Annotated in this window: 12 protein-coding genes; all 12 read left to right on the top strand. The window is 61.0% G+C overall.

What is annotated here, in order from left to right:
• The first annotated feature begins 16 nt into the window (after nt 1–16).
• Nucleotides 17–1,210 carry a 1-deoxy-D-xylulose-5-phosphate reductoisomerase gene (gene ispC / locus IU367_RS16160; protein WP_274452443.1) on the top strand — a complete coding sequence of 398 codons (1,194 nt, stop codon included), beginning with the start codon at nt 17–19 and terminating at the stop codon, nt 1,208–1,210.
• Between the two features lie 171 nt (nt 1,211–1,381).
• Entirely contained in the window at nt 1,382–2,734 is a 1,353-nt protein-coding gene (gene rseP / locus IU367_RS16155; protein ID WP_043134487.1) for a sigma E protease regulator RseP, read from the top strand.
• A 34-nt stretch (nt 2,735–2,768) separates the two neighbouring features.
• Entirely contained in the window at nt 2,769–5,192 is a 2,424-nt protein-coding gene (bamA, locus tag IU367_RS16150; RefSeq protein WP_043554778.1) for an outer membrane protein assembly factor BamA, read from the top strand.
• Between the two features lie 148 nt (nt 5,193–5,340).
• Complete coding sequence (locus IU367_RS16145; protein WP_042867201.1) at nt 5,341–5,853, top strand: OmpH/Skp family outer membrane protein; 513 nt, start codon at nt 5,341–5,343, stop codon at nt 5,851–5,853.
• Between the two features lie 3 nt (nt 5,854–5,856).
• Nucleotides 5,857–6,876 carry a UDP-3-O-(3-hydroxymyristoyl)glucosamine N-acyltransferase gene (gene lpxD / locus IU367_RS16140; protein WP_274452442.1) on the top strand — a complete coding sequence of 340 codons (1,020 nt, stop codon included), beginning with the start codon at nt 5,857–5,859 and terminating at the stop codon, nt 6,874–6,876.
• Between the two features lie 24 nt (nt 6,877–6,900).
• Nucleotides 6,901–7,362, top strand: a complete 462-nt coding sequence (gene fabZ / locus IU367_RS16135) for a 3-hydroxyacyl-ACP dehydratase FabZ (protein ID WP_274452441.1) — start codon at nt 6,901–6,903, stop codon at nt 7,360–7,362.
• 5 nt (nt 7,363–7,367) lie between these two features.
• Nucleotides 7,368–8,159 carry an acyl-ACP--UDP-N-acetylglucosamine O-acyltransferase gene (gene lpxA, locus IU367_RS16130; protein ID WP_241279211.1) on the top strand — a complete coding sequence of 264 codons (792 nt, stop codon included), beginning with the start codon at nt 7,368–7,370 and terminating at the stop codon, nt 8,157–8,159.
• Nucleotides 8,152–9,291 (top strand): lipid-A-disaccharide synthase, encoded by a 1,140-nt coding sequence (gene lpxB, locus IU367_RS16125; protein WP_274452439.1) that lies wholly within the window; start codon nt 8,152–8,154, stop codon nt 9,289–9,291. The genes lpxA and lpxB overlap by 8 nt, the downstream gene beginning before the upstream one ends.
• 81 nt (nt 9,292–9,372) lie before the next feature.
• Nucleotides 9,373–9,963 carry a ribonuclease HII gene (rnhB, locus tag IU367_RS16120; protein WP_274452438.1) on the top strand — a complete coding sequence of 197 codons (591 nt, stop codon included), beginning with the start codon at nt 9,373–9,375 and terminating at the stop codon, nt 9,961–9,963.
• Between the two features lie 62 nt (nt 9,964–10,025).
• Complete coding sequence (gene dnaE, locus IU367_RS16115) at nt 10,026–13,505, top strand: DNA polymerase III subunit alpha (protein ID WP_043134772.1); 3,480 nt, start codon at nt 10,026–10,028, stop codon at nt 13,503–13,505.
• Nucleotides 13,506–13,521: 16 nt separating this feature from the next.
• Nucleotides 13,522–14,472, top strand: a complete 951-nt coding sequence (gene accA, locus IU367_RS16110; protein WP_042867203.1) for an acetyl-CoA carboxylase carboxyl transferase subunit alpha — start codon at nt 13,522–13,524, stop codon at nt 14,470–14,472.
• Between the two features lie 361 nt (nt 14,473–14,833).
• Nucleotides 14,834–16,378, top strand: coding sequence for a lysine decarboxylation/transport transcriptional activator CadC (gene cadC, locus IU367_RS16105; protein ID WP_241279214.1), 1,545 nt, complete (start codon nt 14,834–14,836; stop codon nt 16,376–16,378).
• Nucleotides 16,379–16,692: the final 314 nt, after the last annotated feature.

The raw sequence follows: 16,692 nt of genomic DNA, 5'->3' as shown, positions 1-16,692 counted from the left end.
CAAGTCGGGAGTGTTGATGCATAACCTGGTGATCCTGGGAGCTTCTGGCTCCATCGGTCAGAGCACCCTCAAGGTACTGCGGCAGAATCCGGGCCGTTGGCAAGTTCTGGCGCTGACGGCGGCCCGCAGCGTGGATGCCATGCTGCGCGATTGTCTCGAATTCTCCCCCCGTTTCGCCGTCATGGTGGATGAAGACGCGGCCGCCATGCTGGCTGGCCGGCTCAAGGCCCATGGCAGTGTGACCCGGGTACTGTCCGGTCAGGCCGCCCTGTGCGAGGTGGCAGCCCATCCCGATGTTCACAGCGTGATGGCGGCCATCGTCGGTGCTGCGGGCCTGGCGCCCACCATGGCAGCGGTGCGTGCCGGCAAGCGCATCCTGCTGGCCAACAAGGAGGCGCTGGTGATGTCCGGCGCTTTCTTCATGGAGGCGGTGCGCGAGCATGGCGCCGAGCTGCTGCCCATCGACAGCGAGCACAACGCGATTTTCCAGTGCCTGCCCGAAGCCATTCAGCGTCAGCCCGGTTTCTGCTCCCTGGCAGAAGCGGGCATCAGCAAGATACTGTTGACCGGCTCCGGCGGCCCGTTCCGCTATACCGACATTCAGGAACTGGCGCGGGTCACGCCGGCCCAGGCGATCGCCCACCCGAACTGGTCCATGGGGGCCAAGATCTCGGTGGACTCCGCCACCATGATCAACAAGGGGCTGGAGTACATAGAGGCGCGCTGGCTGTTCAATGCGGCGCCCGAGCAGATCCAGGTGGTGATCCATCCCCAGTCCGTCATCCACTCCATGGTGCAGTACAAGGATGGCTCAGTGTTGGCCCAGCTTGGTAATCCGGACATGTGCACCCCCATAGCCCACGCGCTGGCCTATCCGGCTCGTGTTGAGTCTGGGGTGGAACCTTTGGATTTCTTCAGTGTCGGAGAATTCAGCTTTATCCGGCCCGATTATGAGCGTTATCCCTGCCTGGCGCTGGCCATGAGCGCCTGCCAGCAAGGGCAGGCGGCGACCACGGCGCTCAATGCCGCCAATGAAGAGGCCGTTGCGGCTTTCCTTGCAGAGCGGATCGGTTTTATGGATATTGCCAGAGTCAATGAGGCCATCATGACGGCGCTGGGCAGTTCCGCCGTGGGCTCACTGGATGATTTGATTGCGCTGGATGGTGCGGCCCGTGCCCGTGCTCACAATTTGATTGAGGAGCTTAGCTGATGAGTGGTATTTCGTGGCATTGTGCTGCCTTCATCCTTGCCTTCGGGTATCGGACCATGCATGAAATCGAGGTGGCTGACTGATGAGTGCTGTGCTGTGGAATGACAAACATGCCTTGATGACTGCCTCTTTCAGTTGTTCGAATGGGTATGATATCGAGGTGATCGGCTGATGGGCGGCGTGTTGTGGAACATAGGTGCCTTTATCGTCGCCCTCGGGCTGCTGGTTGCGGTTCATGAATTCGGCCACTTCTGGGTGGCCCGCCGCTGTGGCGTCAAGGTCGAGCGCTTCTCCATCGGTTTTGGCAAGGCCATCTGGCGCCGGGTCGGCAAGGATGGCACCGAGTATGTGCTGGCGCTGATCCCGCTCGGCGGCTACGTCAAGATGCTGGATGGCCGGGTCGATGAGCTCAAACCCGGTGATGAGCAGCATGCCTTCAACCACAAGAGTGTCTGGGCACGCATGGCCATAGTGGCGGCGGGCCCCATGGCGAACTTCGTGTTTGCCCTGTTTGCCCTCTGGCTGATGTTCATGATCGGCGTTCCTGCCGTCAAACCCGTGGTGGGGGAGGTGCGCCCCGCCTCCATAGTGGCGGCGGCCGGGATCGAACCCGGCATGGAAATCGTCGGTGTCGGCGACAAGGCGACCGGTGACTGGGAGAGCGTGACCTATGCCCTCATCAGCCACCTGGGCGATGATGCCGTGCAGCTCAAGCTGAAGCCAGCCAACACCAGCTATGCGGTGGACAAGACTCTCCAGCTGGCCGGCTGGCAGTTTGACCCGGACAAGGAGTCACCCATCGGCAGCCTGGGGATAGTGCCCCTCGGCGGCAAGGTGTTGCCCGTGGTCGAGGCCATAGTGCCCAAGAGTGCCAGCGAGAAGGCCGGCATCTTGGTCGGTGATCGCATCAAGCGGGTGGGTGAGCAGGAAGTCACCGAGTGGGCCCAGTTCGTGCTCCAGGTGCAGCAGTCTCCGGAGCAGCCACTGCAACTGGTGGTGGAGCGGGCGGGCAGCGAACTGACCCTGACCCTGACCCCGGATGTGAAAAAAGTGCGGGGTCAGCTGGTCGGCTTTGTCGGCCTGTCACCGCAACTGGTTCCATTACCGGATGAGTATCGAATTCTGTTACAGTATGGGCCTTTGCAAGCCCTGTGGCAGGGAGCCCAGAAGACCTGGAGCCTGACCACACTGACCTTTGACATGATTGGCAAGCTGATTGGTGGCATCGTCTCGCTGGATAATCTGAGCGGCCCCATCTCCATTGCCAAGGGCGCAGGCAGCAGTGCCGATTACGGTCTGGTCTATTTCCTCGGCTTTCTGGCGCTGATCAGCGTCAACCTGGGGATCATCAACCTGTTTCCCCTGCCGGTGCTGGACGGTGGCCATCTGGTCTACTTCCTCATCGAGGCGGTCACCGGCAAGCCGGTATCAGAAAAAATTCAGGAAGTGGGTTTCAGGATCGGCGCCGCCATTCTGATGTTACTGATGGGCATTGCGCTGTTTAATGATTTCGCTCGCCTCTGAGGCCAGAGCATCAACAAGGACACATAAGAACAAAATGGCTGTTAAAAAAGCATTGGTGTTGAGTTGCCTGCTGGGTGCCAGTTTCCTGGCCCAGGCGGCCCCTGCCTCTTTTGTGGTGCAAGATATCCAGGTCGACGGCTTGCAGCGAGTGACGCTGGGTGCCGCCCTGTTGAACCTGCCGATCCGGGTTGGCGATACCGTCGATTCCGTGACCCTGGCCAACGCCATCAAGAAGCTCTACTCCTCCGGCAACTTCGAGGACGTGAAGGTTTACCGTGACGGTCAGGTGCTGCAAGTGGCGGTCAAGGAGCGGCCGACCATCTCCAGCATCGAGTTTTCAGGCAACAAGGATATCAAGGAAGAGCAGCTGACCCAGAGCCTGGAGTCCTCGGGTATCCGGGTGGGTGATCCCCTGGATCGCACCGTACTGAGCTCCCTCGAGAAGGGGCTGGAAGATTTCTACTACGGCGTGGGCAAATACTCCGCCAGGGTCAAGGCCATCGTCACCCCGCTGCCACGCAACCGGGTCGACCTCAAATTCACCTTCGTGGAAGGGGAAGCGGCCAAGATCCAGCAGATCAACATAGTCGGCAACAATGTCTTCCCGGAAGAGAAACTGCTGGCCCAGCTCTCCCTCAAGGACGATGTGCCCTGGTGGAACTTCACCGGTGATCAGCGTTACCAGAAGCAGAAACTGGCCGGTGACATCGAGACCCTGCGCTCCTATTACATGGATCGCGGCTACATCCGCTTCGCCCAGGAGTCGACCCAGGTCTCCATGACCCCGGACAAGAAGGGCGTCTACGTGACCCTGAACGTCAAGGAAGGGGATCAGTACAAGGTCTCCGGCGTTCAGCTCAAGGGCGACATGATAGATCGTGGCGGCGAGATGAAGGGCTTGATCCCTATCGAAGCCGGCAGCATCTACTCCGCCAGCCAGGTCACCCATACCGAAGAGGTGCTCTCCAAGTTCCTCGGCCGTTACGGCTACGCCTACCCGAAAGTGGTCACCTTCCCCCAGGTCAATGACAAGACCAAGGAAGTGGAGCTGATCGTCAACATAGAGCCGGGTCCCCGTGTCTATGTGCGCAACATCAACTTCAGCGGCAACGTCACCACCAAGGATGAAGTGCTGCGTCGCGAGATGCGTCAGATGGAAGGCACCTGGCTCTCCTCCGACAGCGTCGAGCAGTCCAAGACCCGTCTCAACCGCCTCGGTTACTTCGAAACCGCGGAAGTGGACACCAAGCGGGTGCCGGGCAGCGATGACCAGGTCGATCTCGACTTCAAGGTCAAGGAGCAGCCAGCGGGCTCCATCAATGCCGGCGTGGGCTATGGTACCGAATCGGGCCTGAGTCTGCAGGCGGGCCTGCAGCAGGACAACTTCATGGGGACCGGCAAGAAGATCGGCATCTCCGCCAGTACCAACAAGTACTCCAAGAGCGTCGACCTCAGCTACAACGATCCCTACTTCACCGTGGACGGAGTCAGCCTGGGTGGTCGTCTCTACTACAACCAGTTCAGTGCGGCCGACGCCAACATAGTCGACTACGAGAACACCACAGTCGGCTTCCGCCTCTCCAGTGGCTTCCCGGTCAACGAGAACAACCGCCTCGACTTCAGCCTCGGCCTTGAGAACAACAAGCTGTCCCAGCCCAACCCCTATCTGCAGGTGGATGAGTTCTGGAAGGTGTACAGCAAGAACAAGGATGGCGACAACCGCATGGTGTTCAACACCGTCGACGTCACCGCCGGCTGGACCCGTTCCACCCTCAACAAGGGCATGTTCCCGACCGCCGGTGACCGTCAGCGTGTGAATGCCAAGGTGACGGTGCCGGGCATGGATCTGCAGTACTTCAAGCTGAACGCCGAAGATGCGCACTACTTCCCGTTCGATGCGGATCACAAGTGGGTGCTGATGGCCAAGGCCCGTGCCTCCTACGGCAACGGTTACGGCAGCAACGGCAACTATGACCACGTACTGCCGTTCTTCGAGAACTACTTCGCCGGTGGTTTCGATACCCTGCGCGGCTTCAAGAGCAATACCGTGGGTCCGAAGGCGCTCTACTACTACAACCTGAGCGGCAACGATGTCATCCAGGGCACCGACAGCTCTGTGGGCGGCAACGCCCTGGCGGTGGCGTCCCTCGAGATGATAGTGCCGACGCCGTTCGCGTCAGAGACCTATCAGCCCCAGCTGCGTACCAGCTTCTTCATCGACGCAGGTTCCGTTTGGGATACTACCTTCGACTATGCCCAGTACCAGAACCGCTGCTTCAGTGGTTGCAACTATCTGAGCGATTATTCGGATCCGACCAACTACCGCGCCTCGGCCGGTCTGTCGCTGCAGTGGCTCTCCCCCATGGGACCCCTGGTGTTCGCGATTGCCCGTCCGCTCAAGCAGTACGAGGGCGATCGCACCGAGTTCTTCTCATTCAACATCGGCCGCACCTTCTAAGGACGGACGCACCCCCACCCAGGCGGTGGGGGTATTCAATGATGGGACGCGCAGCTTGCGTGCCTCACCAGGTAACAAGTCGGTCCGGGTACCACTTGCATAATCAGGTAAATCAGGTAGCCCTCACATGAGGGAACAAGGAGTAAGTGTGAATAAAGCGTTGAAAGTAGCTGGTTTGAGTTTTGCACTGATGGCTGCCGGCATGGGCTCCGCCTTGGCCGAGACCAAGATCGCCGTGGTCGACATGGGCGAAGTATTCCAAAAGCTGCCCCAGCGTGAAGCAGTCTCCAAGAAGCTGAAAGGTGAATTCGAGCCGCGCATGCGTGAGCTGCAGAAGCTGGAATCCGACGGTCAGGCGCTGGTCGAGAAGTTCAAGAAGGACGAAGCCTTCATGAGCGCCGAGCAGAAGAAGCAGAACCAGGAGAAACTGGCCAAGCTGCAGATGGAGTTCAACCAGAAGCGTCAGGCGTTCGAACAGGACAACGGTCGCCGTCAGTCCGAAGAGCGCGGCAAGATCCTGACCAAGGTACAGGCTGCCATCGATTCCATCGCCAAGAGCAATGGTTATGATCTGGTGCTGGAGCGCAATGCCGCCCCGTATGCCGCCAGCAAGCTGGACATCTCTGCCCAGGTTATTTCTCAGGTAAGCAAGAGCAACTAATTGATGGCATTCACTCTCGCACAGCTGGCCCAGCAACTGGGGGCCCAGGTCCATGGCGACGGAACCCTGGAAATCCGCAAGGTAGCGACACTGGAAAAGGCCGGGGAGGGGGATATCACCTTCCTGTCCAATAAAAAGTACCGGCATTATCTGGAGCAGAGCGAGGCCACGGCCGTGCTCATTACAGAAGCGGATTTGCCTTTTTGTCCCACCAATGCCCTGGTGATCAAAGACCCCTATGTGGGGTTTGCCCGGGTAGCCCAACTGCTGGACACCACGCCGCAACCGGCCACGGATATACATCCGAGCGCCGTCATAGCGGCCGACGTGCAACTGGGCGAGAGAGTGGCCATCGGGGCCAATGCGGTGATTGAATCCGGCGTCGTGCTGGGGGATGACGTGCGCATAGGTCCAGGCTGTTTTGTTGGCAAGAATACCCGACTGGGAGCACGCTCCCGGTTGTGGGCCAACGTCACCCTGTATCACAACATCACCATGGGCACCGACTGTCTGGTTCAAGCCGGCACAGTGATCGGCGCCGATGGGTTCGGTTATGCCAATGAGCGTGGCGAGTGGATCAAGATCCCCCAGCTCGGTGGCGTGACCATAGGCAACCGGGTCGAGATCGGAGCCTGCACCACCATAGACCGGGGTGCGCTGGAAGATACCCGCATCGCGGATAACGTCATCATCGACAACCAGTGCCAGATCGCCCACAACGTCGAGATCGGTTACGGCACCGCCGTGGCGGGCTCAACCGTGATGGCTGGTAGTCTCAAGGTCGGCAAATACTGTATCATTGGCGGCGCCTCCGTCTTTAACGGGCACATGGAGATCTGCGATCAGGCCACCATTACCGGCATGGCCATGGTGATGCGACCCATTACCGAGCCCGGTGTCTACTCTTCCGGCATCCCCCTGCAAACCAATAAAGAGTGGCGCAAGACCGCCGCCCGGGTGATGCGTATCGAAGAGATGCACAAGCGGTTGAGCAAGCTTGAGAAGAAGCTGGATCAAGAATAATCACGATTGGTATAGGGTACTGTTTTGACTACTGAAAAGAAGAGCCTGGGTATCCAGGAAATCATGGATCTGCTGCCCCACCGTTATCCCTTCCTGATGGTGGACAGGGTGGAAAGCTACGAGATCAGCGATGAGCGCAAGACCCTGCGCGCCATCAAGAACGTCTCGTTCAACGAGCCGATCTTCCAGGGGCACTTCCCGGCCAAGCCGGTGTTCCCTGGCGTACTGATCCTGGAAGCCATGGCGCAGGCCACCGGTATCCTGGCGTTCACCATGGTGGGCAAGCCGTCCCCCAACGAACTCTATTACTTTGCCTCAATCGATAACGCTCGTTTCAAGCGTCCGGTCGGCCCCGGCGATCAGCTGGTGCTCGACGTGGTGTTCCTGAAAGAGCGCCGCGGTATCGCCAAGTTCACCGGTGTCGCCACCGTCGATGGTGAAGTGGTCTGTACCGCCGAGCTGATGTGCGCCAAACGCGAGGTTTAATACACGTGATCGACCAGACTGCCATCATTCACGATACCGCCATCGTCCATGAGTCTGCCGTGATCGGTAAAGGGGCTGAAATCGGCCCCTTTTCTGTCATCGGCGCCGAGGTTGAAATCGGCGAAAACACTTGGATAGGCTCCCATGTGGTGATCAAGGGCCCGACCAAGATAGGTCGTGGCAACAAGATCTTCCAGCACACCTCCATAGGTGAGGATTGCCAGGACAAGAAGTACGCCGGCGAGCGCACCTTCCTCGAGATCGGCGACAACAACGTCTTTCGCGAGAACTGCACAGTGCACCGCGGCACCATCCAGGATCAGTCCCTGACCAGGGTGGGCAGTGGTAACCTCTTCATGGTCAACGTGCACGTGGCCCATGACTGCATCATCGGTGACAACTGCATCTTCGCCAACAACGCGACCCTGGCGGGCCACGTGGTGATCGGCGATTTCGTGATCTTTGGCGGTCTCTCCGCGATCCACCAGTTTGGTCGGGTTGGCTCCCACGCCTTCGTCGGTGGCTGCGCCGCCCTGAACAAGGATGTGCCGCCCTACGTGATGGCGGCCGGCAACTATGCCAAGCCGTTCGGGGTCAACTCCGAAGGCCTGCGTCGTCGCGGCTATAGCCCTGAGGCCATCTCGGCCGTCAAGCGTGCCTACAAGGAGATCTTCCGCTCCGGCAAGACCATCGAAGAGGTATTGCCCGTGCTGATCGAGATGGCGGCCAGCGAACCGGCCGTTCAGCTCTACGTGGATTTCCTCAAGGACAACGAGCGCGGGATCATCCGTGCCTGATCCCGTTCGCATCGGTATCGTCGCCGGAGAGACCTCCGGCGACATCCTGGCCGCCGGGCTGGTGCGTGAACTGCAGCGCCGCTATCCGGATGCGCAGTTTGAAGGGATCGCCGGGCCACGGATGCAGGCTCTGGGCGTCAAGGCCCTGTTCGAGATGGAAGAGCTTTCCGTCATGGGGATCACAGAGGTGCTTGGCCGTCTGCCCCGCATCCTCAAGGTCCGCCGCGAACTGCTGCGCCATTTTATCGCCAATCCGCCCGACATCTTCGTCGGGGTGGATGCACCGGATTTCAATATCGGGGTGGAGCTGAAACTGCGCCGCGCCGGTATCAAGACGGTTCACTACGTCAGCCCCTCGGTCTGGGCCTGGCGTCAGAACCGCATTCACAAGATCAAGGCCGCCACCGACATGGTGCTCGCCTTCCTGCCGTTCGAGAAAGCCTTCTACGACCGCTTCGACGCCCCTTGCCGCTTTGTTGGCCACACCATGGCGGACGATATTCCGCTGGTGCCGGATCAGGCCGGGGTGCGCCAGGCGCTGGGCATTGACCCGAGCCGGCGCTGGCTGGCTGTGCTGCCGGGCAGTCGCAGCGCCGAGGTGGGCTTCATGTCACCGGTATTTCTCGAGGCCTGCAAGCGGCTGACGGTGCGTTACCCGGATCTCGGCTTCATAGTGCCGCTGGTCAACGACAAACGGCGCGAGCAATTCATGGCCATCAAGGCCGAGCTGGCGCCGGATCTCGACATGGTGCTGCTGGAGGGGCAGGGGCGCGAGGCTATGATAGCCGCCGATGCCGTGCTGCTCGCCTCCGGTACCGCCGCGCTGGAAGCCATGCTGGTGAAAAAGCCCATGGTGGTGGGTTACAAGCTCAAACCCTTCAGTTACTGGCTGGCCCAGCGGCTGGTGAAGACCGCCTATGTGTCCCTGCCCAACCTGCTGGCCGACCAGATGCTGGTGCCCGAGCTGATCCAGCACGAGTGCACCCCGGACAATCTGGTGGAAGAGGTCAGCAAGCTGCTGGAACACGACAACCGCGAGCTCATCGCCACCTTCACCCGGCTGCACCAGCGCATTCGCTGCAACGCCGATGTGCAGGCCGCCGATGCGGTGGCCGACCTGCTCGGCAGATAATATTTCCGGGCGGCCGATTGGGCTGTGCTAATCGACCCCATGTCAGGCCCTGCGGGGCCTGTTTTGATTCAAGGCTGCAAGATGATGATCGATATTCCCGAAGACAGGCTGGTTGCCGGTGTGGACGAGGTGGGGCGTGGCCCCCTGGTGGGTGACGTGGTCACGGCCGCCGTGATCCTGGATCCCGCCAACCCCATTGTCGGGCTGGCAGACTCCAAGAAGCTCTCCGAGAAGAAACGGCTGGCGCTGTTTGACGAGATCAAGGCCAAGGCGCTGGCCTGGGCCATAGGTCGTGCCACGCCCGAGGAGATAGACGAGCTCAACATACTGCACGCCACCATGCGGGCGATGCAGCGCGCCGTGGCGGGCTTGCCCATCACCCCAGATCTGGTCTTTATCGATGGCAACCGCTGCCCAAGCTTGCCGATGGAGGCGCGCGCCGTGGTCAAGGGGGATAGTCTGGTGGCCGCCATCAGCGCCGCCTCGATTCTGGCCAAGGTGACCCGCGACGCCGAGATGACCGAGCTGGACAGCCGTCATCCCGAGTATGGTTTCGCCCGTCACAAGGGCTATCCGACCCCTGAGCACCTTGCCATCCTTGCCGAGCGCGGCCCCTTGCCCGAGTATCGGCAGAGTTTCAAACCGGTGCGCCGTGCACTGGGGATCGAGTAAACCATGCAGAGCTGCCGGCATCACGACATGCACGCCACTCTGTGCAACGAGAGGGTATGACGATGGCTGAACCCCGTTTTATCCACCTGCGGGTCCACTCCGACTTCTCCATGGTCGATGGCCTGCAGAAGATTGCTCCCATAGTCGGGGCGGCAGCGGCCAACAACATGCCGGCGCTGGCGCTGACCGACCAGATGAACATGTGCGGCCTGGTGCGCTTCTACGGCGCCGCCCACGGCAAGGGCATCAAGCCCATCGTCGGGGCCGACTTCTGGGTGCAGAGCGAAGAGCTGGGCGACGAGCAGTTCCGCCTCACCCTGCTGGCCATGGACAACGATGGCTACCAGAACATTACCCTGCTCATCTCCCGCGGCTATCAGCGCGGCCACGTGCAGGGGCGTCCCGTCATCGACAGGGCCTGGCTCGCCGATCACGCCAAGGGCGTGATAGTGCTCTCGGGCGGGCGCGAGGGGGATGTGGGCAAGTTCCTGCTCAAGGGCAACCGGCAGATGACGGAGTCGTGCCTCGCCTTCTACCGGACCCACTTCCCCGACGCCTACTACCTGGATCTGCTGCGCACCGGTCGACCCGACGAAGAGGTCTATCTGCACATGGCGGTGGCCATCGCCACCGAGTTCGAGCTGCCGGTGGTGGCGACCAACGAGGTGGTGTTCCTCAACGCCGAAGACTTCGACGCCCACGAGATCCGGGTTGCCATCCACGATGGCTACACCCTGATGGACAAGCGCCGGCCGCGCCGCTACAGCCCGCAGCAGTACCTGCGCAGCCAGGAGGAGATGGCCGAGCTGTTCGCCGACATCCCGGAGGCGCTGGAGAACACGGTGGAGATCGCCAAGCGCTGCAACGTGACGGTGCGCCTGGGTGAATACTTCCTGCCGAACTTCCCGACCGGCGACATGACCACCGAAGACTTCCTGGTAATGAAGTCCAAGGAGGGGCTGGAGGACAGGCTCGCCTTCCTGTTCCCTGATCCCGAGGTTCGCGTCGCCAAGCGCGGCGAGTACGACGAGCGCCTCGACATAGAGCTCAAGGTGATCAACCAGATGGGCTTCCCGGGTTACTTCCTCATCGTGATGGAGTTTATCCAGTGGTCCAAGGACAACGGTATCCCCGTCGGGCCGGGCCGGGGCTCGGGTGCGGGTTCGCTCGTGGCCTACGCCCTCAAGATCACCGATCTCGATCCGCTGGAATTTGACCTGCTGTTCGAACGCTTCCTCAACCCCGAGCGGGTCTCCATGCCCGACTTCGACGTCGACTTCTGCATGGACAGACGGGACGAGGTGATCGAGCACGTCTCCGAGATGTATGGCCGGGATGCGGTCTCCCAGATCATCACCTTCGGCAGCATGGCGGCCAAGGCGGTGGTGCGGGACGTGGGCCGGGTGCTGGGCCACGCCTACGGCTTCGTCGATCGCATCTCCAAGCTGATACCGCCGGATCCGGGCATGACGCTCGCCAAGGCGTTCGAGGCCGAGCCCAAGCTGCCCGAGCTCTACGAGCAGGACGAGGAGGTCAAGGACCTCATCGACATGGCCCGCCGGCTGGAAGGGGTGGTGCGCAACGCCGGCAAGCACGCCGGTGGCGTGGTGATAGCGCCGACCAAGATCACCGACTTCGCGCCGCTCTATTGCGATGACTCCGGCAATCACCCTGTCACCCAGTTCGACAAGAACGACGTGGAATACGCCGGCCTGGTGAAGTTCGACTTCCTGGGGCTGCGTACCCTGACCATCATCGACTGGGCGCTCGGCATGATAAACCCGCGCCTGGCCAAGGAGGGCAAGCCGCCGGTCGACATCGCCGCCATCCCGATCCACGACAAGAAGTCGTTCGACCTGCTGCAGCGGTTCGAGACCACGGCGGTATTCCAGCTCGAATCCCGCGGCATGAAGGACCTCATCAAGCGGCTGCAGCCTGACTGCTTCGAGGACATGATAGCCCTGGTGGCCCTGTTCCGGCCGGGCCCGCTCCAGTCGGGCATGGTGGACAACTTCATCGAGCGCAAGCACGGCAAGGAGGCCATCTCCTACCCGGACGAGAAGTGGCAGCACGAGAGCCTCAAACCAATCCTTGAGCCCACCTACGGCATCATCCTCTATCAGGAGCAGGTGATGCAGATAGCCCAGGTGCTGGCTGGCTATACCCTCGGTGGGGCGGACATGCTGCGCCGGGCCATGGGCAAGAAGAACCCGGCCGAGATGGCCAAGCAGCGCTCCGGCTTCGAGGAAGGCGCCGTCAAGAACGGCGTCGACGGCGAACTGGCGGTGAAGATCTTCGATCTGGTGGAGAAGTTTGCGGGCTACGGCTTCAACAAATCCCACTCCGCCGCCTATGCGCTGGTCTCCTACCAGACGCTCTGGCTCAAGACCCACTTCCCGGCCGAGTTCATGGCGGCGGTGATGACCGCCGACATGGACAACACCGACAAGATAGTGACCCTGGTGGACGAGTGCCAGCGGATGGGGCTCACCGTCATACCGCCGGACGTGAATACCGGTCGTTACCGCTTCAGCGTCAACGAAGACGGCCACATCGTTTACGGTATCGGGGCCGTGAAAGGGGTGGGGGAAGGCCCCATCGATGCCATTCTCAGCGCCCGGGATCAGGACGGGCCCTTCCGCGATCTGTTCGACTTTTGCAACCGGGTCGACATCAAGAAGATCAACAAGCGGGTGATGGAAAAGCTCGTTCTCTCCGGCGCCATGGACAGGCTCGGCCCGCACCGCGCCGCCCTGATGGCGACGCTGGAGGAGGCGATGCGTGCCGCCGAGCAGCACGCCAAGGCGCAGGCGGTAGGCCAGGTCGACATGTTTGGTGTCTTGACCCAGGAGATTGACGACGTCAAGAAAGCGTTCGCCAACGTGCCGCACTGGCCTGACAAGATCTGGCTGGAAGGGGAGCGCGAGACGCTCGGCCTTTACCTGACCGGCCACCCCATCAACCAGTACAGCGGCGAATTGCGTCGCTACACCTCGGGTCGCCTGTGCGATCTGCACCCCACCTCCCGCGATACCGTCACCACGGCGGCTGGGCTGGTGATCGCGGCCCGCAGCATGGTGACCAAGCGCGGCAACAAGATGGGGATCTTCACCCTGGACGACAGATCCGGCCGTCTGGATGTGACTCTGTTCAGTGAGGCGCTGGAAAAATATGAAGAATTGATGCAAAAAGACCGTATTTTGGTGGTTTCTGGACAGGTCAGCTTTGATGACTTCTCCGGTGGCCTTAAAATGTCGGCCCGTGAATTACTGGATATCAACGATGCGAGGGAGCGTTTTGCCAGGGCAATCCGCATCTCCCTCGATGAACAGCGGATTGATGATCGCTTTTTCCCGCGTTTGTGCGAGATTTTGGAACCCGCCCGTGCCGGAGTCTGTCCGGTTCAGGTAAACTATCGTCGCCCCGGCTCCCGGGTGCGATTGACGCTCGGTACCGAGTGGCGGGTGACGCCCACCGATCAACTGATAGATGACTTGCGAGTCCTGCTTGGACGAGAGCGGGTTGAATTGGTTTTTGATTAGAGGATCTATAGGCCCTATGAGTCTTTTTCTGGATTTTGAACAGCCAATTGCCGAGTTGCAGGCGCAGATTGATGAACTCCGTCATGTGAGTGAGCACAACAGTGCTGTCGATCTCAATGAAGACATTCGCCGGCTGGAGAAGAAAAACGAAGAGCTGACCAAGAAGATCTTCGGCGATCTGGGGGCCTGGCAGGTATCCCAGATGGCGCGTCATCCTCAGCGTCCTTACACCCTCGATTATATCGAGCACATCTTCACCGACTTCGACGAGCTGGCTGGCGATCGCGCCTATGCGGATGACAAGGCCATCGTCGGCGGCATCGCCCGTCTCGACGGCGAACCCGTGATGGTGATTGGTCAGCAGAAGGGTCGCGAGACCAAGGAGAAGATCAAGCGCAACTTCGGCATGCCGCGTCCGGAAGGATACCGCAAGGCCCTGCGCCTGATGGAGATGGCCGAGCGCTTCAAGATGCCGATCATCACCTTCATCGACACCCCGGGCGCTTACCCCGGCGTGGGTGCCGAGGAGCGTGGCCAGTCCGAAGCCATCGCCCGCAACCTGAAGGTCATGGCCGGTCTGACCGTGCCCGTGGTCTGCACAGTAATCGGTGAAGGCGGCTCGGGCGGCGCCCTGGCTATCGGTGTGGGGGATCGCGTCAACATGCTGCAATACTCCACCTACTCCGTCATCTCGCCGGAAGGTTGCGCCTCCATCCTGTGGAAGAGCGCCGACAAGGCACCGGTCGCCGCCGATGCCATGGGCATCACGGCCCAGCGCCTGAAGGAGCTGAAACTCATCGACAGCATAGTCGAGGAGCCCCTCGGCGGTGCCCACCGCAATGTGGAGCTGATGGCCAAGCGCCTGAAGGATCGCATCCAGCAGGATCTGAACGCCTTGCGTCCGCTCGAGACCGATCAGCTGCTGGAGCAGCGCTACCAGCGCCTGATGGGCTACGGCTACTGCTAAGCACCGGCTTCATTCCTACATGCCAGAAGGCCCCCGCACTGCGGGGGCCTTCTTTTTTGGGGCCGGGATAAATACTCTTCATATGGATACCAGTTGGCACGATGTTTGCCGAAAACCCCCGTGTCGGATCAACTGAGCGGCGGTTAGTGGCCAAAAAAAGTGGGATCCCGCTCCCGTTTTGCTTAAAGTGACCGCTTCCGATCGGCCCGATTGGAATACCCGCAAGGATGCCCTTCAGACGTAAACAGGATTGACCCTCAGGCATGTTCACTGTTTCGGCGACACTGCTTTCCCGGTTCCGCCCGCCTCTGGTCTTGCGTCACTCTCATCGTGCATCGTCTTCATCTGCAGCGAGTGAATCATGAGCGAATCGGTTTTTGAGATCCATGACTGGACCCTGAGCGTTGACGACAACATGCTGTGTCGCCCCGATCGCGAGGTCTACCTCGAGCCCAGGCTGGTCAATCTGTTGCGGTTTCTGGCGAGCAATGCCGGCACAGTGTTTGCTCGCGACTCCCTGATCAACGAGGTGTGGGACGGGGCCGAGGTCACCGATCAGGTAGTCACTCAGTCCATCTTCGAGCTGCGCAAGATCCTCAAAGATGGCCGCTTTGATGCGACCGACTACATCATCACAGTGCCCAAGCGTGGCTACAAGCTGGTGGCGCCGGTACGGCCATTGCAACCTTTGCAGGTGGTTTCCGTGGTGATGGCGGATGCCCGGTCAGCCCCGACGGCCAACTCGACCCTCTCCGACCTGAGCCCGCCTGCCGATGACGAGGATGAGGAAGCGATCAGTGGTGTGGCCCCCTTCCCGGCCGGCCCCCTGACCCGCGCCATCTCGACCCGGGCCCAGGACGGCCGCAGCCGCTGGAAGATGATCAGTTTCGACATCTTCGTGGCCGTCATCCTGGTCACCATCGTCAGCCTGCTCAGCTACCAGCACACCAGTCCCCAGGTGCACTCCATGCTGGATCCAAACCTGCTGGTATTTCGCTTTCACTCCGGCATGGAGGGTGACAACGAGAACGTGCGCCTGGCCGATGGCATCACCCGTGCCCTGATGGGGGAGGTGGCGGCCGCCACGCCGCTGCGGGTGCAGTACGGTGCCAATACCCTGATGGGCGGCATACTGCCCGGCAAGGAGCTGAGCGTGCGGGTTTCCCGTCAGCCCGGCGGCACCTATCTGGATCTGGAATACCGCAACATCAACACCAACCGTGTGCTGTTCAGCCACCAGTATCAGCTCAGTCGCCACAACGTCCACGCCGTGCTGCAGGCGAGCAGCCAGGATCTGCTGCGCGCCCTCGATCAGCCGGACGCCTTGCCCGGCATGGGCTGGCCCACCGACGATGCCGCCCTGATGGCCATGATGGAGGCGCACTACTACACCAACAGCCAGGATACGGTGGCGCTCAAGCGCGGCATCGATCTGCTCGACAAGTCCCTCGCAAGCCAACCGGATCAGCCGCTGCTGCTGGCCGAGCGCTATCTGGCGGGAGAGGCGCTGGCAACCCTGGCCGGTCAGTCCGAGAGTGAGCGACTGCAGGGGATAGGCACCCATCTGGCCAGTCTGGTGCAGGACGGCGGCCTGCTGCCGGCGCGGGTATGGGAGGCGCTGACCCTGCAGGCGATACTGGACGGCCAGCAGCAGCAGGCGAATCGCCTGCTGGCGCAGGCAGCCAGCCGGGGCCGCTCAGTGCTCTATCACATACTGCTCGGCAAGCTGGCTGAGCTGGATGGCCGCCCCGAGGCGGCGGGGGATGCCTACAGTCAGGCCTTCCTGATGGAGGCGACCGAGCAGACCTATCTGCTCTGCCAGCGACTCGGTTTCTACAGCAACATGGAAACCCTGACTCCCGCCCTGTTCAACGCGCTGGGCCAGAGCAAGGTGAAGTTGTTCTGAGGCGTGGCAACATGCCGCTTCGCTGATCGCAGAGGTTGCGCTCAGTCAGACAGGCTGCCTTGGGGCAGCCTGTTGCTTATGTGCTGTCTGGTGTGCCGCAGCCCGGCAATGACCAGCCTTGGGTGACCTGGCGGCCAGCCGCTCTCTTTATTCCTGTCCCTATCCCTGCCACTGGCTCAGGGCCATGGCATCTTTGTCTATCCCTCAGGGTTCTGCTGTTACCCCTGTGCAGATGGCCGATCCAGGGCCAGCTCCCTTCTTCATTCCGCTCGCGGCTGTGTCGTCCTGATGCTTGCCCTCCCTTCGGATTACCC

Origin of the sequence: Aeromonas bestiarum, assembly GCF_028751155.1 — a bacterium.
Lineage (GTDB): Bacteria > Pseudomonadota > Gammaproteobacteria > Enterobacterales > Aeromonadaceae > Aeromonas > Aeromonas bestiarum.
This window is presented reverse-complemented; position numbering and strand designations above follow the sequence as displayed.

Excerpts from the sequence above, each read along its gene's own strand:
- ispC (WP_274452443.1), top strand. The coding sequence starts at position 17 with ATGCATAACCTGGTGATCCTGGGAGCTTCTGGCTCCATCGGTCAGAGC.
- rseP (WP_043134487.1), top strand. The coding sequence starts at position 1,382 with ATGGGCGGCGTGTTGTGGAACATAGGTGCCTTTATCGTCGCCCTCGGG.
- bamA (WP_043554778.1), top strand. The coding sequence starts at position 2,769 with ATGGCTGTTAAAAAAGCATTGGTGTTGAGTTGCCTGCTGGGTGCCAGT.
- lpxD (WP_274452442.1), top strand. The coding sequence starts at position 5,857 with ATGGCATTCACTCTCGCACAGCTGGCCCAGCAACTGGGGGCCCAGGTC.
- rnhB (WP_274452438.1), top strand. The coding sequence starts at position 9,373 with ATGATGATCGATATTCCCGAAGACAGGCTGGTTGCCGGTGTGGACGAG.
- dnaE (WP_043134772.1), top strand. The coding sequence starts at position 10,026 with ATGGCTGAACCCCGTTTTATCCACCTGCGGGTCCACTCCGACTTCTCC.
- accA (WP_042867203.1), top strand. The coding sequence starts at position 13,522 with ATGAGTCTTTTTCTGGATTTTGAACAGCCAATTGCCGAGTTGCAGGCG.
- cadC (WP_241279214.1), top strand. The coding sequence starts at position 14,834 with ATGAGCGAATCGGTTTTTGAGATCCATGACTGGACCCTGAGCGTTGAC.